We start from the raw sequence: 20961 nt of genomic DNA, 5'->3' as shown, positions 1-20961 counted from the left end.
AGAGTGAAGTCGTGGGACGGCGACCGCCGGGGGCCGGCGCACTGACCACGTTATTTGTCCACACAAATTCCTGTATATAGCAGACAGTAGCGCAAATTTCTGCTGAGAACTGGCGGGTAATACTTACGCGTGGTTTGGTCGTCGCCCCAGACGATGACACCGCCACGTGGGCGCGACTGGAAGCGGCGATTCGTCCCCGCGCGACTGCGCGAGAGCTACATGGCCAAGTTCGGCGTCGCGCTGGTAGTCCTCCTGCTCGTGACCGCTTCGGTCGGCATCTACACGCAGGAGGCCGTCGCCCGTGAACTGGAAGCCGACGTCGACAGCGAGCTACAGACAGTCGGCGAACTGACGGCCAACGACCTCGAAAACTGGGTCGAGCAGCGACGCCTCGTCGCCCGCGAGGTGTCGAAGAACCACTGGCTGGCCACCGGAGCGATCGCCTCGACGCTCAACTCCGAGTACAACGACCTCCCGGACGACGTGGTCGCGCTCCACTACGTCGACACGGCGAACCTGGACGTAGCGGCCACGACGATGAACACGCTCTCACACCAGAATCTCCGGGAGCGTGGCGATCCCTGGGCACAGGACGACGTGACGTTCGACCAGATCGACACCGTCCTCGTCTCGGAGCCGTACACGCTCGACAGCGGTCGAACGGTGATGGCGTTCGTCAGCCCGGTGCCGTCTCAGCGCAACAAGGCGGTCGTCCTGGTCGCCGACGTGTCGCGGGTGGCCGGTGAGTTCCGGAGCCCGGTCGAAGGCAGCGTGACACGCGTCGTCGACGGCGACGGACGCGTCGCGTTCGCGAACGACACCGGTGCGATCGGCAGCGAGTACGCCGGGGCCTCGTCAGTACAGTCGACGGCCATCGAACGCGGGCAGGCGGGCGAGAGCGGCGTGCTCGACGGCTCGACCGCCGGGACGGCCGTCGATGGCGACGCGCTCGTCGCCTACGCGCCGGTCGAGGGAACCGACTGGACGGTCGTCGTCCACGCCCCACGGGACAACGCGTACGCGCTCGTCGGAACGGTGACGCGGCCGTTGCTGGTACTGATCGGAGCGGTCGTCCTCGGGCTCGGGACCGTCGGCCTGACGCTCGGTCGCAACACCGTCCGGTCGCTGGACCAGCTCACCGACTACGCCGGTGCGGTGGCCGCGGGTGATCTCGACGCGACGGCCCCGGACAACGACCGGGACGACGAACTCGGCGAGGTCGTCGCCTCCGTCGGCGACATCCACGCGTACCTGTCGACGGTCGCCGGGCAGGCCGACGCGATCGCCGACCAGCGGTTCGACGCGCCGGTGCTCGACGACGAGGTGCCAGGCGAGTTGGGGGTCGCACTCGACCAGATGGCAACCGATCTGGAGACGATGATCGAGGACCTCGACGCGGCCCGGAGGGACGCCGAGGCCGCGAGACACGAGGCCGAGCAGCTCAGCGACCACCTGGAGACTCAGGCCAGTGAGTTCGCGACGACGATGGGCCATGTCAGGGACGGCGACCTGACCCAGCGACTCGACCCGGCCGGCCAGAGCGCTGCGATGACCGAGATCGCCGAGTCGTGCAACGCGATGCTCGCGGAGATGGAGACGACCATCGAAGAGATCCAGCGCTTCGCGGACAGCGTCGCCGATGCCGGCCACCAGGTCGCTGCCTGTGCCGACGACGTGGCAGAGGCCAACCGCGAGGTCGACGAGGCCATCGAGCGAATCGACGAGGGAGCCACGACCCAGTACGACCGACTACAGACAGTCAGCGACGAGATGAGTGACCTCTCGGGAGCCATCGAAGAAGTCGCCGCCTCCGCCGACGAGGCCGCGACCGTCACCAGCGAGGCCGCCACGGAGGGCGAGCGCGGCGCGGAGCTCGCCGCCGCGTCGGTCGACACGCTCGATCAGATCGAGTCGACCACGACCGAGACGGCCGAGGCGATCGCGGCCCTCGAACAGGAGGTCGAGGCGATCGGCGAGGTGGTCACGCTGATCGACGGCATCGCCGAGCAGACGAACGTGCTGGCGCTGAACGCCTCGATCGAGGCCGCACGGGCCGGCGAGTCCGGCGACGGGTTCGCGGTCGTCGCAGACGAGGTCAAGCAGCTCGCGACCGAGACCCGAGAAGCGACGCGCGAGATCGAAGACCGGATCGAGCGCGTCCGGACGACGGCGAACGACACCGTCACCGACGTGCGCGGGATGCAACACCGCGTCGCCGACGGGATCGAAACGATCGAGGAGAGCCTCGATTCCCTGGAGCGACTGGGAGAAGCCGTCCAGCGGGCCAACGAGAGCGTCCAGTCGATCGACGACACCACCGACAGCCAGGCGGCGGCCAGCCAGGAGGTCGTGGCGATGGTCGAGGCCGTCACGGAGATCAGCGAGCGCACTGACGGCGACACCGACCGCGCCGCGGAGTCGGCCGCCGCCCAGACCGACGCGGTCGCTGCCATCGCCGACAGCGCGGGGACGCTCACCGACGACGCGGCCGTCCTCACCGATCGACTCGCTCGGTTCGACACCGCCACCGAGGGCTCGGAGCCGTCCCGAAGCGAGGACGAACCCGACGGAGTGGAACAGACGGCGCTGGAGCGCGCCGACGAGACCGAACGAGCAGTCTCGGAGCGCCCCGACGACGCGCGGCCGGCCAGGCCTGAGACGACGCCCCCGCGAGACAGCGGCCTCGTCACGGTCGAGACGGACGTACTCACCGTCGACGGCGGAGAGCCGGCGGCGGACGACGACCAGTCGGCCGCGGAAGACGAACAGTCGGCGGATGGAGACGACCAGTCAGCCGCGGAAGACGAACAGTCGGCGGCAGACGGCGACCAGTCAGCCGCGGACGACGATCGAGAGACGGCAGCGGCGGTCTCGGCGACTGCAGACCGCGAGCCTCGACAGACGGAGTAAAGAGGGGGCTCAGCACGACGCTCTCGGTCTGCGCGGAGTCGGGTGTCGGCGCTGAGCTGGCGCGGACGAGTCACGCCGGCAGCCGAAACGCGAGGCTGTACATCCGACCGACAGATTCGGAGCCGATCTCCGTCGCGAGTCGGTCGGCACGCGCTGCCAGCCGGTCGCCGATATCGCCAGGCCAGGCCGCCGCGTGGTCGCGGGCCACGTCGGCGTGGGCCGACAGATGCGCCCCAGTCCAGGGCACCGGATCGAGCAGCGTCCGTTCGCGGTCGAACGACCAGCCCCCACCGACGAAGCAGCGTCTGAGCGCGTCTGGCGGGTAGAACGTCAGCGCCGGCCCACCAGTCGCAAGCTCCGAAGCGGCGTTCTCGACGGCGAACAGCTCGCGAACGGCAGCCGTCTCGGGCAGCGGAGCGTAGTCGTCGATCACGAGGTGACAGCCGGGCGCTGCGACGCGGCGGAAGGTCGCCGCGACCGCCGACAGCGAAGCGGGATCGAGGACGTTACAGAGCCCGTGGGCCGTGATCAGGTCGATCGAGTCGTCGGACAGCGCGAGCGTGCGCAGATCCGCGTCGAGGACGGCCAGCCGGTCGGATCGCGTGTCGTCGGCCACTCGTTCGCGGGTCGTCCGGGCGTGTTCTCGGTCGTTCGTGACGGCGTAGACCCGCTCGGCCCCGGCATCGAGGAGTCCGGCGGTCGTGTTGCCGACGCCGGCACCGGCCTCCAGACAGCGTCGGCCCTCGACCGGGCGGTCCGCGAGGGCGGCGGTGACCGTGTTGGGAACAGCCATTCAGTGGTGGAGCTGTTCGGGGACCGGGCTGTCGTCGTGGCGCACCTGCTCGATCAGCGAGCGCTGGGCGGCCTCGTCCATCTCTTCGTAGTCGGCGGCGGCTTCGAGGATCATCGTCACGAGCTTTGGGTCGCCCGCGCTGACGACGCTGGTCAGCCCCTGAGAGGCCGCGAAGTCGAATCGCCGCCGGATCTCGTCGGGGGCCGTGACCGGTCGGTACCAGTTCGCGAACGGGCGATCTGCTTCGGGGAGGTCGTCGGTGTCGGGCCAGGAGCCGGCGGCGAAGGCCTTGATGCCGAGGGTCCCGACGTCGGCCGCGTGGGCCCGGTCGAGCACTGCCTCGTAGTCGTGATTCCCGTCGTCCTTCGCGGCGACGACCGGGTTCAGCGGGAACATCAGCGAGTCGAGGTCGTCGATGCGATCGATCGCGTCGAGGACGAGCGCCGGTTCGCTGTGACTGGTCAGCCCGACGTGGTCGATCAGCCCTTCCGCTCGGGCCTCGCGGAAGGCCCGCAGTGCGCCGTCGTCGCCGGTGATCGCGTCGAGTTCCGTCTCGTACTCCAGCCCGTGGACCTGATAGAGGTCGATGGTGTCGACGCCGAGGCGGTCGAGCGATCGTTCGAGCATCTGCCAGGCCCCCTCGTAGTCGCGTTCCTGAGTCTTGCACCCGAGGAAGATCTCCTCGCGGTGCTGGCGGAGCTTCGGTCCGAGCTTCAGTTCCGCGTCGCCGTAGGTCGGTGCCACGTCGAAGTGATTGACGCCGTAGTCCAGGACGTGTTCGACCAGCTGGTCCGCACCCTCCTGTTCGAGCCAGTTGAGCGCGATCGCCCCGAAGGTCACGACAGTGCTGTCCTGACCGGTGTCGCCGAGCGGGCGTGTCTCCATACCCGAACGTGGGGCTGGGAGATGCATAAGCGTTGCAGCGCTCAGCGGCCCGAGTCGTCGATCCGGGGATCGAGCACGCCGTAGGAGAGGTCCTGCACGACGTTGCCGACGACGCCGACCGCGATGATGACCAGCGTTCCGCCCAGCAACACCGGGAGGTCGCGCTGGTCGACGGACCGGAAGAGCAGGGAGCCAAAGCCGTCGATTCCGAAGAGCACCTCGACGACGAACACCGCCAGCACGAGCAGCGCCAGCGCCTCGGTGAACACGAGCGAGAAGATCGGCACCGCCGCGTTCCGGAGGACGTGGGTCGCGACGCGGCGCGAGCCGGCCCCCTTGGCCCGCAGGAGGCGGACGAAGTCGGCCGAGGCGTACTCGGCAGCGTGAGCGCGGGCGTAGCTGACGACCCCGCCGAGCAGCGTCGTCGCCGTGAGGACGATGGGCAACAGGTGCTCGAAGACCAGCGGGGGCCGCGAGATCACGCCGGCACGCGCGAGCGACACCAGCAGTCCCCCGAGCCAGAAGTTCGGGATCGCGAAGGCGAGGTAGATCGTCCCGAGCCCGACGCTCCCGAGACGGCTCTCGGGCCGGAGCGCGAGGAAGAGCCCGAAGGCGACGCCGACGGCCACTGCGAGTGCGAGAGCGGGGAGCACGTACATCGCCGTCCGTCCCGCCGCCGCGAGGACGGTCCCGAAGACGGGATCGCCCGTGACGAACGAGCGTCCCCAGTCGAGGGTCACCATGTTGCCCAGCCAGTCGAGATACTGGACGGCGAGCGGGCGATCCAGCCCGCGGGTCCCGAGGTACTGGTCGCGGACCGCCGCGATGGCGTCCTCCTCCTCGCCGGCCCACTTGAGCGCGCCGACTTGTCGCTGCAACACCCAGTCCTCGGTGAGCGTAAAGAGCCCGAACACCGCCGTCAGGACCGCCCAGGCGGCTACGCCACCGAGAGCGACGCGCCAGGCGACGACGCGGAGGAACTTCATGGCGAGTGCCGGTGTGTCCGCGAGTCGGTTCGGCGCTGGGAGCGAGTGCGATCGGCCGTCCGAATGGCGTTCGTGGAGGGCATCGAGGGGTCGTTTTGGCGTGGGGTGTGAAAAAACCTCTCACGAGGGGCAGTGTGCCCTCGAAGGAACGGATAGATTTATCAGAGTGGCTGGTACGTGTTGACACAACCCTCCATGGCAGCGCCCTCCGAGCGTCCCCGGTTCGAGCGCGTCGACTGGTCAGCGGTCGACGCCACGCGACGTACCGTCACCCCAGAGCGAACGATCCTCGCCGTCGGGCTCCTGATCGTCGCGGCCCTCTGGCTGTACGACCGATATGTGGCCCACGTCTATCTCGTCGCCGAGTGGGCCGTGACGCCGGTCGACTGGGCAGTGATGGCGGGCCTGGTCGTCCTGACCGCCTACGGCGTCGTCCCCGCGGTGCGGAACCGCGAGGCGACCCTGCGCGTCGCCAGCGCGATACGAGACCGTCCGGTACTGGTCGCGGCGCTTTGCTTTCTCGGCGGCCTCTTCGTCGTCGGCACCGTCCTGCCGCTCGTACTGGGCCGCCCCGAACTCAACTTCGGATACGTCTACCAGCCGCCGCTGGGCTTTGCAGCCGACGCCGGCTGGAGCCCGAACTGTGCCGGCGAGATCCGACAGGGAACGGGGATCCAGCGGTACTGCGAGGGATCGCTCCAGGCACCGCTGGGGACCAACGGTCGCGGCCAGCTCGTCGAATCCCTGCTGGTGTCTGGCGCGCGCGTCGCCATCTACGTCGTCGTGTTCACCCTGGCGTTCGTCGTCCCGCTGGCGACCGCGGTCGGGGTCACGGCGGGTTTCCGTGGCGGTCGCCTCGACGACGTGTTGCGGACCTACGTCGACGTACAGCTTTGCATCCCGGCGATCTTCCTCTACTTCGTCGGCTACATGTACGTCGGCGCGTCGCTGGCGCTGTTGCTGGCGACCTTCGGACTGCTGAGCTGGGGGCCGGTCGCGCGGCTGGTCCGCAGCGAAGTGCTCCAGCGTCGCGAGGACGGCTACGTCGTCGTCGCGCGCAGTCTCGGCGCGTCCGACTGGTACGTCGCCCGACGGCACGTCCTTCCGAACGTCACGAACACGCTCGTGCCCGCGGTCGTCCACCTCGTCGCGATACTGATCGTCGCAGAGGCCGGGGTCGCCTTCCTCGGCTTCTCGGACGTGGAGCTGTACTCCTGGGGCTCGACCATCGCCGAGGGGCTGAGTCCGGACCGCGGGACGGCCCACCAGGTGTGGTGGGTCTCGACGGCCCCCGCGGTCGCGCTGGCCGCGACCGTCGTCTCGCTGAAGCTCGTCGGCGACGGGCTCCGGGACGTGCTGGATCCGCGAGGTGAGCACTGAGATGTCGGGCGACCACTCCGACCCGCTGCTGGCAGTCGAGGACCTCCGAACGCTCATCCGGGCAGACCGGGGGACCGTCCGGGCCGTCGACGGCGTGAGCTTCGCCGTCGATCGGGGCGAGGCGGTCTGTCTCGTCGGCGAGTCCGGCAGCGGCAAGAGCGTCACCTGCGAGTCCCTGACCGGCATCGTCCCACAGCCACCCGCAGAGATCGTCGGCGGCTCGGTTACCTTCGACGGAATCGACCTCCGGGCGGCCGACACGGATCGCTCTGCGATTCGGGGCGCGCGGATCGGTCACGTCTTCCAGAACCCCCAGCACGCCCTCGATCCCGTCTACTCGGTCGGCGACCAGCTCGTCGAGGCGATCACGATCCACCGGGAGGTCGACGAGGCGACGGCCCGAGAGCGGGCGATCGACCTGCTGGGGCGTGTCGGCATCCCCCGAGCGGCCCAGCGCGTCGACGACTACCCCCACGAGTTCTCCGGCGGGATGGCCCAGCGGGTCGCCGTCGCGATCGCGCTGGCCGCGGAGCCGGACCTGCTGATCGCCGACGAGCCGACGACGGCGGTCGACGTGACCGTCCAGGCCCGCCTGATCGACCTGCTGCGGGGGCTGCTCGACGACGGGATGGGGCTGTTGTTGATCACCCACGACCTCCGGGTCGTCGCCGCGCTTGCGGACCGCGTGCTCGTGATGTTCGGCGGCACCATCGTCGAGCGCGGCCCCGTCGAGGCGGTGTTCGACCGACCGGCCCATCCCTACACGCAGGCGCTGTTCGACAGCTACGACGGGACGACGCGACTCGCCGAACGGCCCTCCCGCGACGAGTTGCCCGCCGACGGCTGTCGCTTCCGCGCGGAGTGTCCCCACGCCGTCGAGTCGTGTGCCGGCGGGGAACAGCCCGGATTCCACACCGTGGGCGACGGCGCGAGCACCGACGGCCACGCCGCCTCGTGTGTCTACTACGGCGACGGCTACGACGCCGAGGTGATCCAGTCTGCGGGCCGTGCCGTCCAGCAGAGCGCGACGGGGGACGACGATGACTGAGCGACCCGACGCCGAGGGCGAGCCGCTGCTCGCGGTCGAGGGCCTGGAGCGCCACTACCCGATCACCGAGGGGTGGCTCCGCCGCGAGGTCGGACGCGTCAGGGCCGTCGACGGCGTGAGCTTCGAGATCCGCGAGGGCGAGGCGTTCGGGCTGGTCGGCGAGTCCGGCAGCGGCAAGACGACGCTCGCCCACACCCTGCTGGGGCTCGAAGAGCGGACCGGCGGCACCGTCCGCTTCGACGGCGACCCGGTGAGCGAACTCTCCGATGCGGAGCGGCGGTCGTTCCGCCGCCGCGTCCAGCTGGTCGTCCAGGACCCCAACGAGGCGTTCAACCCACGCATCCGGGTCGGGGAGGCGGTCGCGGAGCCGCTCGCGCTCAACGGGATGGACGACGCCGACCGGCGACGGGCGATCGTCGAGGACCTGCTAGAGCGGGTCGGCCTCGACGCCGCGGACACCGACCGCTACCCCCACGAGTTCTCCGACGGGGAGAAACAGCGCCTGGCGATCGCCCGCGCGCTGGTCGTGGACCCGGACCTGGTCGTGGCCGACGAGCCCACGAGCGCGCTGGACGCGCGAGTCAAGTCGGACATCCTCGCGCTGCTCGAAGAGGTCCGCCGCGAGTTCGACGTGTCGCTGCTGTTCGTCAGCCACGACATCGACGTCGTCCGGCGGTTCTGCGACCGCGTCGCGGTGATGTACCTCGGTGAGATCGTCGAGCGAGGCCCCACCCACCGAGTGCTCGACGCCCCCGCTCACCCCTACACGGAGGTCCTGCTGGACTCTGTTCCCAGCCTCGATCCGTCGGACCGCTCGCTCGTTCGCCCGCTCACGGACACGATCCCCGATCCCGCCGACCCGCCGAGTGGCTGTCGATTCCACACGCGCTGTCCCGCCATCGTCGGCCCGGAAGAACTCTCGGCGGCGACGTGGGAGCGGCTGGCGAGCTTCCGCTTTACCGTCCAGACGGGCGAGCTTCCGGCGTCGATCGACCTCGCCGACCCGCCCGACCCGGCGACGATTCGGTCGGTCTTCGACCTGCCGGGGGCGATCGACGACGAGGCGATCGCCGAGGGAGTCGACGACGCCGTAGCCGCGCTCGCGGACGGCGACCTCGACCGGGCGTCCGAGCGACTGGCGGCCGTCCTCCCGAGCGTCTGCGAGCAGCAGGTCCCAGCGACAGTCACCGTCGACGGGCGGCCGGTCAAGTGCCACCGTCACGACCCGGCGATCGACGCCGAGCCGCGCCCGGAGTAGACCGGCAACTCACTTTCGTCGCCCAATTGCGTCCCCGAGTGTCGCCAGGAGATCGTCGGGGTCGGCCAGGTCGTCGATCGCACAGCGGATCGGGAACGGCCACGGCAGCGAGCGCCGAATCGAGAGCGCGTCCGTACCGTGTTCGACTGACGACAACTGTCCGGCCGGGACGAACTGGTACACGACCGTGCCGCTGGCTCGGATCAGCAGGCCCTCGTCGAACAGCTGGTAGGTTCGGCTTCGGCCGTAGAAGATCGACTGGCCGATCAACGCGCCGCCGATGCCAGGCCGAACACCCACGAACGGCGTATGAACGAACACCATCGAAGCGATGGCGATGATCCCTCCGACGAGGCTCGCGATCCTGACGCGCCGGCAGTACCGCTCGTCCGGCCGTGAACGCCACTCGGCGATCGGCGAGTCGGTCCCGGTCAGCAGAGCGGCGTACCGATTCGTTGTCGCCACGTAGATGACCGCACTCGCTACAAGCACTGCAATCAGACCCAGCAAGAGCCCGTCGTCTGGTGACCCGCCGAGATCGAGCGGTGGAAAGAAGAACGGCGCAAGCACGAGGACGGCAAGCGGCACGACGAGCACGCCGAGGTGGACACGAGCCCGGACGAGCGTAGCCGGGAGCGAAGGAACACGCAGCGCCAACACCGCGGCTGCGATGCCACAGAGGAGTGCAATCGAGAGCGGGATCAGAGCGACTACTGCGGTGCGGAAAAACGCGACAGCGGGCACACCGACGAGCACCGCCGTCGCAGTGCCGACGGCGACGGCGAACGATCGCCTGGAGGGGCGGAGAAACGACATACTTTCACACACGCCAGAGCGAGTCAAATCCCTTGTGGAACGAGAACACTCACCCGCCCCCTCGCGCCGCCAGCGCACCGGCCAGACACAGCGCCGCGACGAGCAAGAAGACGGGGGCCGTCAGGGGCTGGGTCCCGAGACCGAGCTGGTAGATCGACCAGCCGACGGTCGCGGCGAGACAACCGACGAGAGCCGTCCCGGCGGCGTGGACGAGTTCGAGCCGGACCGTCGTGGCCGACCGACCGAGCTGTGCCCCCAGGTCGATCGCCGTCCCGGCGCTGTCCCAGGCCACCACCGTCGCGACGGCACCGACGAGCAGCGCCGTCACCGGTGCGCCCTGGACGCCGGCCGCGAGGACGCCGACGAACAGCGCCGCGGCCCCGGTCGAGACGGCGGCGTGTCGTGCGAGGGCGACGCCCGCGAGGAAGAGCGCGACGCCGACGGTGCCGACGGCGAGCGCGATCCAGGAGGTGGCTCCAGCGGCCGCGAGCGCGACGAGGGCGGCAAGCACCGCGAGCGCGCTGCCGGTCCGGGTCGGCGAGCGATCGATCCCGGTCATTCCGACCACCCCGTCCGGGCCAGCGCCACCGGCAGCGACTGCTCCCACGGCCAGTCGACGACGGGGATCCCGGCGGCCCGGAGGTCGGCGATCCGGAAGCGCCGCGCCACCGTCGCGAGCTGGCCGGCCCCGGAGGCCGTCGTCGTCGGGTCCGGGCTGACGACGGTCACGAGGTGGCCCCCGGCGTCGAGCTGGCGGGCGACGGTGGCGACGGCGGGCGAGCACAGCGGCGAGAGGAGGACGACCTGTGCGTCGCCGGGCAGTTGGCTCCGCAGGGAGGCCAGCCAGCCGAACGGCAAGACGCTCTCGGGCGTCTCGCCGGGGGCGAGCGCGGGGTGGGTCGCGAGCAGCTCCCGGGCCCGGACGCGGTGGGCGTCGCCCGCACCCGGCGCGAGCCAGCAGTCGCGAGCCCCGAGCGCGGCGATGCCGACGCGGTTGCCGTCGTCGAGCAGCGTCGTGAACAGCCGGCTCGCGGCGTCGACAGAGCGCTGGACGGCGGTCTGGCCCCGCCGCGAGGGACCGACCGCGGCGGCCTCGTCGCGGTCGATCACCAGCACCACCGTCGCGGCTCGCTCCTCGCGGAACTCCAGGGTCGCGAGGTCGCCGGTCCTGGCGTGGCGGTTCCAGTCGATCCGCGACAGCGGGTCCCCCGAGCGGTACGCGCGCGTGGCGAAGAACTCGACGCCCTCGCCGCCGGTGGCGGTCTCGACGCGCCCGGTGTGGCGAGTGGGCTGGCGGCGCAGCGGGACCGGTTCCTCGATCGGCCGGAGCGGCGGGACGCAGGTGAGTTCGGTCGCCGTCTCGGGCTCGACGGCCAGCTCTCGCTCGACGCTACCCGACAGCGTTCGGACGAGGACCTGTGCGTGGCCGAATTCGTGGCGGCCCCGCCGTGTGGCAACCTCGTAGGTGATCGTCGCACTGGCACCCGGCCACAGCGCCGTCCCGAGCCGCGGGGACCCCTCGACCACGGAGAGGGCGGGCGGAACGCCGTCGACGAGTCGGAGATCCCACACCGGCCCCTCGCCCTCGTTGGTGACGGTCAGCGTGACGGTGACGGTCTCGTCGGGCTCCGGGTCCGCGGGCTCGACAGTGCGCTCGATCGAGAGCGGCGGCGCGGAGAGCGGCCGCTTGCGAGCGGCGGCCGCGTAGGCGATCCCGACCACGGCGACGAGGACGACGCCCGCTCGTTCGGCCAGTACGCCGACGCCGAGGGCCGAAAGCGCGGCGGCGCTGATCCCGCGCCAGTGTCCCGTCGAGCGTGTCGTCGGCGTCGGATCCGCGACGGCACTGGCCCGGTCGAGGCCCGCGTCCCGGCCGTCCAGCGAGCCGACGATCGGGTCCAGTCCCGGGCGGGTGGAGCCGTCGCGGTCGTCGGTGTCGACGCCGGCCGTCTCGGCGATCGCACGGACGGTGCGCTCGATCCCCTGCCAGTACGGTGACGCACCGCCCAGGCGCGTGCGGAGTCGGTCGGTGAGCGGAGGGCGCGAGCGTTCGTCTGCGAGGAACCCCGCGGCGACGGGATCGTCGGTCCAGGTGCCCCGCTCGATCGCCTCGCGGGCCGTCGCTTCGCTGTCGCCCCGGTAGCGCGTCAGTACCTCGGTGGCCACGCGCCGGAGTTGCTTCCGGCGGCGGTCGGCCGTCCCGTAGCGCGTGGGGTCGAACGCCGCCAGCACGGCGTCTAGCTCCTCGCCCGGCGAGGGAACTGCGGGCACTGCCTCCGGCATCGCGGTCTCGGCGCGCCGTCTGGGGGCGTGGCGTCGCCCCTGCACGACGCGAAGCGCCGCGGCGACCGCCAGCAGACCGATCACGACGACGGCGTAGCGCTGGATGCCGAGCCCGAACACCCCCGGCGCGACGAGCGCCCCGACGCCGACCGCGAAGGCCACGAGCCCGACGGCCGCGAGGAGACGCCCGCGGCTCACGGCTCGCCCTCCGCGTACCGGGACTCGATCCGGCGCAACAGTTCGATCGCCCGCCGTTCGTCGTCTCCGTCGATCTCGTAGTCGTCGTACCGCGCCCGCTCGAAGAGGTCGGTCAGCGCCGCCACGTCGTCGGCGCTCAGCCCCGACTCGACGGCGGCGCGTTCGAACTCGCGGGCCGTCGTCGTCTCCGGGTCGGCCACGTCGAGGCGGTCCGTCATCTCGCGGAAAGCGCGGTAGACCTCGTTGTCCACCGCCGCCGTCTCCTCGATGCGGTCCGCCGCTCGACCGGCGGCCCGCCCGACCGCGACGGCCGTGCTCGTCTCGTCGTCGTCCGGGTCGGTCCGGTCGTCGGTCGAACCGTCGGCCGGTCGTCGGTTCGCGGCGACGGCGATCCCGACCACCGCGACGGCGATCACCACCACGAGTGCGACCGACAGCACCGACGGCTCCGTCGCCGTGCCGCCACCGCCGCCCGCACCCACGCTGACGTTGTCGGTGCCGGGGACGCCGCCGCTGGACGGCTTCGGGATGGGGTCGAAGGGGACGCCCTGTAGCAGGGCAGCCAGTACCAGCGAGAGAACGAGGACCGGGACGGCGACCCGGAAGAGCGCGGGCCAGTGCCGATACAGCCCCCAGAGAGCGACCAGCACGAACAGGACGGTGAGGAGCGCGACCAGTTCCGCGAGCAGTGGCACGTCGAGCAACTGTGGAAGCGGCTCGGTCGAGCGTGCGGGAATACCGCCACCCTCGCCGATCCCCGCTCCACCCGTCCCGTCACCGCGGGGCTCTCGCTGGCGGGCCGTGGGGAGGGTCCGAGCGGTCAGTGCGACTGCGACGACCGCAAGCAGCCCCAAGGCGGCGTCTCGGAGTCGATCGCGTGACACAGTGGGTGAAAGTACGCAGAGTGGTATAAAACATCACGGCGACCAGCCCACGGGCGGCCACGGCGTCGCCGTCGGGGATGTCGTACTGCCGGCTGTCACTTCGTGAAGAGCTTCGCCACCACGGGGTGGCGAAATCGGTCACAGATGTACAGCCGGCAGTATCAGGACCGAGCATCTGTTCGCTCGCTCTGGACATCCCAGGTACGTCGGCGACGGCCTCTCGGCCGGGCACGCGCCGAACCAACACCGCTTTACTTCCCCGATAGACAGATCTGTACACGAATGGCTACACGTGACTCGTGGGTATCGAACGTCGGATTCGTGCTCGCCTCCGTCGGCAGTGCGGCCGGGCTGGGGAACCTCTGGCGGTTCCCGTGGCTGACGGCCGGCAACGGCGGGAGCGCCTTTCTCCTCGTCTACCTGCTGATCGTCGTCGGCGTCGGCGTCCCGGGACTGCTCGCCGAGTTCGTCCTCGGTCGACTGGGCCGACAGACGCCCGTCGGGGCGCTGCGTTCGCTGACCGACTCGCGCTGGGGGTCCGTGCTCGGGGGCTTCAACGTCCTCACGACGCTCGTGATCCTCTCCTTTTACTCGGTCGTCGGCGGGTGGATCCTCCGCTATCTGCTGGTGTCGCCGACGGGAGCGTACTTCGACCAGCCCCAGCAGTACTTCGGCGCGGTCAACTACGGCCTCGAAGCGGTCGCGTTTCACCTGCTGTTCCTGGGGATCGTCGCCGGAATCGTCTTCTTCGGCGTGAGCCGAGGCATCGAACGCGTCTCGAAGGTGATGCTCCCCGGCGTCGTCCTGTTGCTCGTCGGCCTCGCCGCGTGGACGGCGACACAGCCCGGCACCGCCGACGGCTACGCCTTCTACCTCGGGTTCGACGCCGACTATCTGGCGGCGAACTTCCTGCGCGTGCTCGGGCCGGCGGCGGGACAGGCGCTGTTTACCCTCTCGCTCGGTGCCGGAGTGATGCTGACCTACGCCTCGTATCTCGACGAGGACGCGTCGCTGCCGCGGGACACGCTCGTCATCGCGGTCTCGAACACGCTCATCGGCGTCCTCGCGGGACTGGTCGTCATCCCGCTACTGTTCTCACAGGGGATCGACCCCGGACAGGGAGGGCCGGGTGCGCTGTTCGTCGCGCTCGCGCGAGCGTTCGCGTCGCTGCCCGGCGGCGCGCTCGTCGCGACTGCCTTCTTCGCGGCCGTGCTGATGGCCGCCGTGACGAGCGCGATCAGCCTCCTGGAGACGCCGGTGGCGACGCTCGTCGACACCGTCGGCGTCCCGCGACGCCGGGCGACGGCGCTGATCTCGGCGCTGCTCGCGGCCACCGGCAGCGGGCTGGCGCTTGCCAGTTCGATCTTCGAGTTCGTCTCGGGAACGGTCGCGGACCTGCTGTTGACGGTCGGTCTGTTCGCCTTTCTGGCGATCGTCGCCTGGCTCCTGGGCGACGAGGCGCTGGCGGAGTTTCGCGCCGGAGCCGGTCGGTTCGACTCGCTGGCGGTGCCGTGGCTGCTGACGGTCAGCTGGGTGTTGCCGGTCGTCGTCCTCTTCTCGCTGACGAACACGCTCGCGACGCTCGCGGGCGTGTCGATCGGGTTCGGCGGCCGAGCGGTCGTCGCCGTCATCGGTACCGTCGGCTGTCGACTGGCGCTCGGACTGCGAAACGCCGATAGAACGAGTGCCGTGGAGGGGTAGGCCCCGCGCGCTACCTCGCGTCGATCGATCGGGCGGCGTCGAGAACCGCGTCGTGGAGCGGGCCGTTGGACGCGACGAGCCCGCGTGCGTCGTGCGTCCAGCGGTCGCCGTCGAGATCGGTGACGCGACCGCCGGCCTCGCGGACGAGGTGGACGCCGGCGATCGTGTCCCAGGGGTTGGTCTCGACGTTCGTGATCACGCCGTCGAGTTCGCCGGCCGCGAGTCGGCCGAGGGCGGCCTGTGCCGAGCCCGGCCGCTTCAGGTCGCCGAATCGCTCGACGATGGCCCGCGTCGCGCGGGCGTACTCGTCGCGGCGGTCCATCGGCCACCAGATCGTCGGACAGACGATCGCTCGCTCGGGGTCGGTCCGGTCGCTCGTCGTGACCCGTGTCCCGTTCAGTGCGACGCCGTCGTCGACGGTCCGGTAGGTGTCGTCCATCGCCGGGAGGACGTTGGCCGCGGCGACTGGTTCGCCGTCCGCGACGAGACAGACGCTCGTCGTGAAACAGCGCCCGCCGCGGACGTAGTTGTGGGTCCCGTCGATCGGATCGACGACCCACGCGCGGCCGGTCTCGGGGACGGACTTCGCTGCCGCCGCCTCTTCGCCGACGAGCGTCGCGTCGGGGTCCGCGTCGTCGACGACCGCCGCGACGGCCGTCTGTGCCTCGCGGTCGGCGCGGGTCACCACGTCGGTCTTGCCCGACTTCGTCTCGACGGCGAGGTCGCGGCGAAAGAGGTCGTGTGCGCGCTCGGCACCCGCCCGTGCGGCCCGGAGCGCGAGAGCGTCCGGATCGCTCACGGCTCTTCCTCCTGGCGGGCACGGATCGTCTCGGCGACGCCGTCGTACTCCGCCTCCTGGCGCAGACACTGGCTCGTCCGATCCTCGCCGCCGTCGTAGGGTTCGGGGTGTTCGCGGTCACACCGCGACCCGAAGGCCTCTCGGAGCCGTTCGGCCGCCGCGTCGTCGTCGCCGCCGGCAGCCAGCTCCACCGCCGCGTCGACGGTCGACTGGGCCGCCGGCGGGAGATCGTGGTCCGCCAGCAGGTCGGAGACGGTCTCCCGGAGGTCCTGACCGGCCACGTCGAGTCCGATCAGTCGTTTGATCGTCTCGGCCGCGGAAGCCTCGGCACGGGCCCGCGTCCGGAAGACGACGCGGAGTTCGTCCAGCGCGCGCCAGGTCCGCTCGGGCAGGTCGTAGTCGTCGGGCCGGATCTTCGCCGGACACCGCGTCGCGAACGGACAGCCGGCGGGCGGGTCCCGCGGGTTCGGTGGCGAACCGCGCAGCGTGATTCGCTCGCCCGACCAGGGGGAGCCACTCCCCGGAATGGCAGACAGCAGCGAGACGGTGTAGGGATGGTGGGGGTCGGAGTAGACCGACTCCGTGGGCCCCAGTTCGACGACGTTGCCGAGGTACATCACCGCGACGCGGTCGGCGATGTGGCGCACGACCGAGAGGTCGTGGGCGATAAAGAGGTAGGTCAGCCCCATCTCGTCTTGCAGGTCTTCGAGGAGGTTGATGATCCGGGCCTGGACGGACACGTCCAGTGCCGACACCGGTTCGTCGAGGACGACGAACTCGGGTTCGAGCGCGAGCGCGCGAGCGATGCCGATGCGCTGGCGCTGGCCCCCGGAGAACTGGTGGGGGTACCGGTAGAAGTGCTGCTCCGAGAGCCCGACCCGGTCGAGGAGGTCGAAGGCCCGATCCCGCCTGATCTCCGCGCGGGACTTCTCGACGGTGACGTCGACCGTCGGTGCGTCGCCGCTCCGGTCGACAGCGGCGCTGACCGCGTCGGCCGACAGCGGCAGTTCGTCCCGGACCGTCACGTCGCCGTCGAGGCCGATCGTGAGATCGACCGTCTCGTCCGGCTCGGCCGGTCTGACGCCGCTGCCCCGAACCGTCGCGTCGCCGTCGACGGCGGCGGTCAGGACCGGCCAGTCGTGTGCCTTCAGGGGTTCCTGGACGATCTCGCCGATCGTCATTCGGTCGTTGAGGCTCTCCTCGGGGTCCTGGAACACCATGCCGACGCGGCGCTGCCAGTCGCGGGCCTGCGCTGCGTCGAACTCGGTCACGTCCAGTCCGTCGGCTTCGACGACGCCCTCGGTCGCGTCCGCGAGCCCGATGATCGTCCGTCCGAGCGTCGTCTTGCCGCTGCCGGACTCGCCGACGAGCCCGACTGTCTCGCCTTCGCGAATGTCGAGGTCGACGCCGTCGACGGCTCTGACTGGCGGTTTCGCGCCGACGATGCTGTCGTCGTGGTAGTAGGTCTTCAGCGACTGGACCGAGACGACGGGGTCTTCGCGGGCCGTCACTGTGGCTCACCCCCGTCGCTGCGGGCCGACTCGTGGAGGAGACACGCTGCCGACCGTTCCCCGTCGAGCGAGACGTGCTCGGGGGCGACGGACCGACAGTCCTCGAAGGCCTTGGGACACCGCGGCGCGAACCGGCAGTCGGTCGCCGGTCCCGTCGGCGTCGGGACCTCTCCCTCGATGGTGGGGAGGCGCTCGTCCGGGTCCGTCCGCCCCGGAATGCTCTCCAGGAGCGCCCGCGTGTAGGGGTGGGCGGGCCGGTCGAACAGCGCCTCGGTGGGCGCACGCTCGACGACCTCGCCCGCGTAGATGACGTTGACCCAGTCGGTCGCGTCCTCGATGACGCCCATGTCGTGGGTGATAAAGAGGATCGCGAGGTCCTGCTCTGCCTGCAGCTCCGCGAGCAGGTCCAGAATCTGGGCCTGGATCGTCACGTCCAGTGCCGTCGTCGGCTCGTCGCAGACGAGCAGGTCCGGGTCACAGGCCAGCGCCATCGCGATGACGGCCCGCTGGGCCATCCCGCCAGAGAGCTGGTGGGGGTACTCGTCGACGCGGCGCGGTGCGTCCGGAATCCCCACGTCCTCCAGCAACTCGATCGCGCGGTCGGTCGCTGCCCGGCCGCGCAGGTCTTGGTGGATGCGCAGGGCCTCCTCGATCTGGTTGCCGATCGTGTAGACGGGGTTCAGCGAGTTGGTCGGGTCCTGGAACACGATCGCGATGTCGCCGCGGTGGTCCGCCCAGTTGTCCTCCGTGAGATCCTCGCCGCGGTACAGGATCTCGCCGCCTTCGATCCGTCCGGGTTCGTCGACGAGCCCGAGGATCGACCGGGCGGTGACGGACTTGCCCGACCCCGACTCGCCGACGAGGCCGACCGTCTGACCCTCGTGGATGTCGAAGTTCACGCCGTCGACGGCGTGGATCTGCTCGCGCTCGGTGTGGAACACGACTTCGAGGTCCCGCACCGACAGCAGTGGTTCGTCGCTCACGCGCCACCACCTCTGCCGGCGGCGGCCCCGTCGTCGGCGTCCGATCCGGCAGCGTCCGAACGGGGGTCGATAGCGTCACGGATCCCGTCGCCCAGCGCGTTGAAGCCGGTGACCACCAGCGTGATGAGCAGGCCCGGAATCAGCGAGATGTGCCACGAGCCGGTATCGACGTACTCCTGGCCGAGGTTGACCGCGCGACCCCACTCTGGAGTCGGCGGAGAGACGCCCAGTCCGAGGAAGGAGAGCCCGGCGATGGCGATGATCGCCCCGCCCAGCGTCATCGACCCGTAGATCAGCAGGTAGCCCGTGATGTAGGGCAACATGTGCTGGCGCATGATCGTGCGGGGGCGCTGCCCGAAGCTCTTTGCCGCGTCGATCCACTGTCGTTCCGAGACCTGTAGTGCGGGTCCGCGCAGCGAGCGCCACATGTACGTCCAGCCCGTGAAAGCGAAGATCAGGGCCAGTAAGAAGGCACCGCTGTACAGCCCCGCGACCCAGGTGTCTTTGAGCACCGTCGTGAGCATGATCAACAACAGCAACTGTGGCATCGCCATCACCCCGTCGGAGACGAGCACCATCCCGAGGTCGACACGGCCCTTGTAGTACGCGCCGATCAGTGCCAGCGACGTGGCGACGCCGACGCTGAGTCCGACCGACAGCAGGCCGATCACCAGCGAGATGCGCGACCCGACGGCGATGAAGGTAAAGAGGTCCCGCCCGGTCGGGAGCGTCCCGAACGGGTGGAACCGTCCGAAGTCGTCGTACTCCATCGGTCCGACGCGTTCCTCGCCGTCGCCCCGAGACTGAGACGCGAGGTTGGCCTCGCCGACGAGGATCGTCTCGACGGAGTCGGTCTCGGCGTCCCAGTAGGTGAGTTCGTTGTCGTAGGAGTTGCGCATGTTCTTGTCGACGGTCGTCGGTCCGAGAGCGGGGGCGAACACCGCCATGACGACGAACATGAACACGACCGCCAGGCCGAACAGCCCCCAGCCGTGGTTGCGGAACCGATCGATCACGTCGTCTCGCGGCGTCCAGTCGGCCGCCCGGTACTCCCGGCGGTAGAGCCGGTAGCCAAGCACCGCCCAGCCCGCGACCGCGAGCGCGTAGAGGTAGACCAGGGCGACGCGGATCCCCCAGGCGACCTCGGGCCGGAGTCCGAGGAACGTCCCGACCCACCGCTGGCCGTTCCAGTACCCCTCGTTGGGGACGGTCTCGCGGGACAGCAGCGTCGGCAGCTGGCGGGCCGCGGCCTCGATCCCCTCGACGAAGCCGACGCCGGGGAGGGACGCGGCCGCCAGCGCGTCACTCAGGATCGCCACGAGGAACGTCGCGAGCGCACCGACTTCGAGCGCGAGCAGTCCAGCGCCAAGACCGACCCAGACGAGCGTCGGCGACTCGGTCGGCAGGATCGTCGACGCCGTCTCCGGCGTGGCCTCTGCCGTGTCGTCGGCGTCCGAAGACGGCCCGTGTGCGCCGGCCATCTCAGGCCCCCTCCAGTCCGACCCGCGGATCGATCACCGTGTACAGTACGTCCTGCAGGAGATTGACGCCGACGATCAACAGGATGAACACGTACATCAGCGTCCCGACCAGCGGGAGGTCACCCTGTGTCGCCGCGTTGAAGAAGAGGAGCCCGATCCCGTTGATGCTGAAGACGGTCTCGACGAGGACGCTGCCGCCGATCAGCAGGAACGCCTCGCTGGTGATGATCGGGACCAGCGGAATCAGCGCGTTCCGGAAGATGTGCTTCCAGACCAGCGCCCGTTCCGAGACGCCCTTGGCTCTCGCGAGATCGACGTAGTCCTCGTTTCGCACCTCGAGCACGGCCGTGCGGCCGATCCGCATCTCGTTGCCCATCGAGGCCGAGCCGAGGACGATCGCCGCCGGGAGCACCTTCTTCGTCGCCGCGAGGAAGCCCTCGACGGTGTGGAGCCGCGAGAGGTCGGGGCTGCCGGTCAGGGCGTCGAGTTCGATCCACAGCGACTGCCAGTCGAAGCCGAAGATCGCCTGTGAACTGCCGAGCACGGCCAGCAGCATGATCCCGAGCCAGAAGTTCGGCATGGCACGCCAGACGATCCCGCCCATCGAGGCGACGTAGTCAGACGCCGTGTTCGAGCGCATTCCCGCGTAGAAGCCCAGCGGAACGCCGATACACACCGCGATCAGGACCGACCAGAACCCCAGCCACAGCGTTCGGGGCAGGAAATCGAGAATCAGGGCGTTCACGTCCGAGCCCTGGTACAACAGCCACGTCTGCCCCAGATCGAACGTCAGCAGACTCCCCATCCAGTCGAAGTAGTGCTGGAGCGGGGGCTGGTCGAGCCCGAGCTGGGTCCGTGCGGCCTCGTAGGCCGCCGGGTTCTGTGTCTGGCCCTCACTGAGCAGTCGCGTCGCGGGATCGATCGGTCCCAGATAGATGATCGCCCACGTCATCGTCGTCCCGAGCCAGACGACCGGGACCGACAGTGCCACCCGTTTGGCGATGTATCGGAGTCGGCTCACCGTCGCTCACCCCGGCTGCGGTGC

The 20961-nt window shown here is 70.1% G+C and carries 17 protein-coding genes; 5 read left to right on the top strand and 12 right to left on the bottom strand.

All coding sequences use genetic code 11. The annotated features are described in order from the left end of the window. Nucleotides 1-153: 153 nt before the first annotated feature. Entirely contained in the window at nucleotides 154-2910 is a 2757-nt protein-coding gene (locus ACAH01_RS04110; RefSeq protein WP_372480329.1) for a methyl-accepting chemotaxis protein, read from the top strand. Between the two features lie 70 nt (nucleotides 2911-2980). On the opposite strand, the gene ACAH01_RS04105 is transcribed toward ACAH01_RS04110, so the two are convergent. The 3 genes from ACAH01_RS04105 to ACAH01_RS04095 are packed head-to-tail and all read right to left on the bottom strand — an operon-like array spanning nucleotide 2981 to nucleotide 5574. Beyond that, nucleotides 2981-3703, bottom strand: a complete 723-nt coding sequence (locus tag ACAH01_RS04105) for a class I SAM-dependent methyltransferase (protein WP_372480328.1) — start codon at nucleotides 3701-3703, stop codon at nucleotides 2981-2983. Next, nucleotides 3704-4588 (bottom strand): aldo/keto reductase, encoded by an 885-nt coding sequence (locus tag ACAH01_RS04100; RefSeq protein ID WP_372480327.1) that lies wholly within the window; start codon nucleotides 4586-4588, stop codon nucleotides 3704-3706. It lies immediately after the preceding gene. A gap of 41 nt (nucleotides 4589-4629) precedes the next feature. Continuing rightward, nucleotides 4630-5574 (bottom strand): ABC transporter permease, encoded by a 945-nt coding sequence (locus ACAH01_RS04095; protein ID WP_372480326.1) that lies wholly within the window; start codon nucleotides 5572-5574, stop codon nucleotides 4630-4632. Between the two features lie 195 nt (nucleotides 5575-5769). On the opposite strand from ACAH01_RS04095, the gene ACAH01_RS04090 reads away from it, so the two are divergent. Genes ACAH01_RS04090 through ACAH01_RS04080 form a run of 3 tightly spaced genes read left to right on the top strand, consistent with a single transcriptional unit; the run spans nucleotide 5770 to nucleotide 9260 of the window. Beyond that, nucleotides 5770-6954 (top strand): ABC transporter permease, encoded by a 1185-nt coding sequence (locus ACAH01_RS04090; protein ID WP_153554274.1) that lies wholly within the window; start codon nucleotides 5770-5772, stop codon nucleotides 6952-6954. Between the two features lies 1 nt (nucleotide 6955). Next, nucleotides 6956-8002: an ABC transporter ATP-binding protein gene (locus tag ACAH01_RS04085; protein ID WP_372480325.1), complete on the top strand. Its 1047-nt coding sequence runs from the start codon at nucleotides 6956-6958 to the stop codon at nucleotides 8000-8002. Further along, nucleotides 7995-9260: an oligopeptide/dipeptide ABC transporter ATP-binding protein gene (locus tag ACAH01_RS04080; protein WP_372480324.1), complete on the top strand. Its 1266-nt coding sequence runs from the start codon at nucleotides 7995-7997 to the stop codon at nucleotides 9258-9260. Before ACAH01_RS04085 ends, ACAH01_RS04080 begins: the two co-directional genes overlap by 8 nt. 9 nt (nucleotides 9261-9269) lie before the next feature. Here the strand turns inward: ACAH01_RS04080 and ACAH01_RS04075 are convergent, their stop codons facing one another. The 4 genes from ACAH01_RS04075 to ACAH01_RS04060 are packed head-to-tail and all read right to left on the bottom strand — an operon-like array spanning nucleotide 9270 to nucleotide 13441. After that, the gene (locus tag ACAH01_RS04075; RefSeq protein WP_372480323.1) at nucleotides 9270-10076 is read right to left on the bottom strand and encodes a hypothetical protein; all 807 of its coding nucleotides are present in this window, start codon (nucleotides 10074-10076) and stop codon (nucleotides 9270-9272) included. A gap of 49 nt (nucleotides 10077-10125) precedes the next feature. Beyond that, nucleotides 10126-10635: a hypothetical protein gene (locus ACAH01_RS04070; RefSeq protein WP_372480322.1), complete on the bottom strand. Its 510-nt coding sequence runs from the start codon at nucleotides 10633-10635 to the stop codon at nucleotides 10126-10128. Then, complete coding sequence (locus ACAH01_RS04065) at nucleotides 10632-12557, bottom strand: DUF58 domain-containing protein (RefSeq protein WP_372480321.1); 1926 nt, start codon at nucleotides 12555-12557, stop codon at nucleotides 10632-10634. Before ACAH01_RS04065 ends, ACAH01_RS04070 begins: the two co-directional genes overlap by 4 nt. Continuing rightward, nucleotides 12554-13441, bottom strand: coding sequence for a DUF4129 domain-containing protein (locus tag ACAH01_RS04060; protein WP_372480320.1), 888 nt, complete (start codon nucleotides 13439-13441; stop codon nucleotides 12554-12556). Before ACAH01_RS04060 ends, ACAH01_RS04065 begins: the two co-directional genes overlap by 4 nt. A 282-nt stretch (nucleotides 13442-13723) precedes the next feature. Between ACAH01_RS04060 and ACAH01_RS04055 the strand changes: the two genes are divergently transcribed. Next, nucleotides 13724-15142, top strand: coding sequence for a sodium-dependent transporter (locus ACAH01_RS04055; protein WP_372480319.1), 1419 nt, complete (start codon nucleotides 13724-13726; stop codon nucleotides 15140-15142). Between the two features lie 10 nt (nucleotides 15143-15152). On the opposite strand, the gene ACAH01_RS04050 is transcribed toward ACAH01_RS04055, so the two are convergent. The 5 genes from ACAH01_RS04050 to ACAH01_RS04030 are packed head-to-tail and all read right to left on the bottom strand — an operon-like array spanning nucleotide 15153 to nucleotide 20937. Continuing rightward, nucleotides 15153-15941 (bottom strand): inositol monophosphatase, encoded by a 789-nt coding sequence (locus ACAH01_RS04050; protein ID WP_372480318.1) that lies wholly within the window; start codon nucleotides 15939-15941, stop codon nucleotides 15153-15155. Beyond that, nucleotides 15938-17452 (bottom strand): ABC transporter ATP-binding protein, encoded by a 1515-nt coding sequence (locus ACAH01_RS04045; RefSeq protein ID WP_170092454.1) that lies wholly within the window; start codon nucleotides 17450-17452, stop codon nucleotides 15938-15940. The genes ACAH01_RS04050 and ACAH01_RS04045 overlap by 4 nt, the downstream gene beginning before the upstream one ends. Further along, complete coding sequence (locus tag ACAH01_RS04040) at nucleotides 17449-18435, bottom strand: ABC transporter ATP-binding protein (RefSeq protein WP_372480317.1); 987 nt, start codon at nucleotides 18433-18435, stop codon at nucleotides 17449-17451. The genes ACAH01_RS04045 and ACAH01_RS04040 overlap by 4 nt, the downstream gene beginning before the upstream one ends. Then, nucleotides 18432-19916 carry an ABC transporter permease gene (locus tag ACAH01_RS04035; RefSeq protein ID WP_170092456.1) on the bottom strand — a complete coding sequence of 495 codons (1485 nt, stop codon included), beginning with the start codon at nucleotides 19914-19916 and terminating at the stop codon, nucleotides 18432-18434. The genes ACAH01_RS04040 and ACAH01_RS04035 overlap by 4 nt, the downstream gene beginning before the upstream one ends. A 1-nt stretch (nucleotide 19917) precedes the next feature. After that, on the bottom strand, nucleotides 19918-20937 hold the full coding sequence (locus ACAH01_RS04030; protein WP_012807646.1) for an ABC transporter permease: 1020 nt from the start codon (nucleotides 20935-20937) through the stop codon (nucleotides 19918-19920). Between the last annotated feature and the right edge of the window lie 24 nt (nucleotides 20938-20961).

The sequence above is a fragment of the Halomicrobium sp. HM KBTZ05 genome (assembly GCF_041530035.1).
Taxonomy (GTDB): domain Archaea; phylum Halobacteriota; class Halobacteria; order Halobacteriales; family Haloarculaceae; genus Halomicrobium.
The sequence above is the reverse complement of the archived record's forward strand: the minus strand, read 5'-3'. Positions and strand labels throughout refer to the sequence as shown.

Excerpts from the sequence above, each read along its gene's own strand:
- ACAH01_RS04095 (WP_372480326.1), bottom strand. The coding sequence starts at position 5,574 with ATGAAGTTCCTCCGCGTCGTCGCCTGGCGCGTCGCTCTCGGTGGCGTA.
- ACAH01_RS04110 (WP_372480329.1), top strand. The coding sequence starts at position 154 with ATGACACCGCCACGTGGGCGCGACTGGAAGCGGCGATTCGTCCCCGCG.
- ACAH01_RS04100 (WP_372480327.1), bottom strand. The coding sequence starts at position 4,588 with ATGGAGACACGCCCGCTCGGCGACACCGGTCAGGACAGCACTGTCGTG.
- ACAH01_RS04035 (WP_170092456.1), bottom strand. The coding sequence starts at position 19,916 with ATGGCCGGCGCACACGGGCCGTCTTCGGACGCCGACGACACGGCAGAG.
- ACAH01_RS04075 (WP_372480323.1), bottom strand. The coding sequence starts at position 10,076 with ATGTCGTTTCTCCGCCCCTCCAGGCGATCGTTCGCCGTCGCCGTCGGC.
- ACAH01_RS04105 (WP_372480328.1), bottom strand. The coding sequence starts at position 3,703 with ATGGCTGTTCCCAACACGGTCACCGCCGCCCTCGCGGACCGCCCGGTC.
- ACAH01_RS04070 (WP_372480322.1), bottom strand. The coding sequence starts at position 10,635 with ATGACCGGGATCGATCGCTCGCCGACCCGGACCGGCAGCGCGCTCGCG.
- ACAH01_RS04055 (WP_372480319.1), top strand. The coding sequence starts at position 13,724 with ATGGCTACACGTGACTCGTGGGTATCGAACGTCGGATTCGTGCTCGCC.
- ACAH01_RS04085 (WP_372480325.1), top strand. The coding sequence starts at position 6,956 with ATGTCGGGCGACCACTCCGACCCGCTGCTGGCAGTCGAGGACCTCCGA.
- ACAH01_RS04090 (WP_153554274.1), top strand. The coding sequence starts at position 5,770 with ATGGCAGCGCCCTCCGAGCGTCCCCGGTTCGAGCGCGTCGACTGGTCA.
- ACAH01_RS04080 (WP_372480324.1), top strand. The coding sequence starts at position 7,995 with ATGACTGAGCGACCCGACGCCGAGGGCGAGCCGCTGCTCGCGGTCGAG.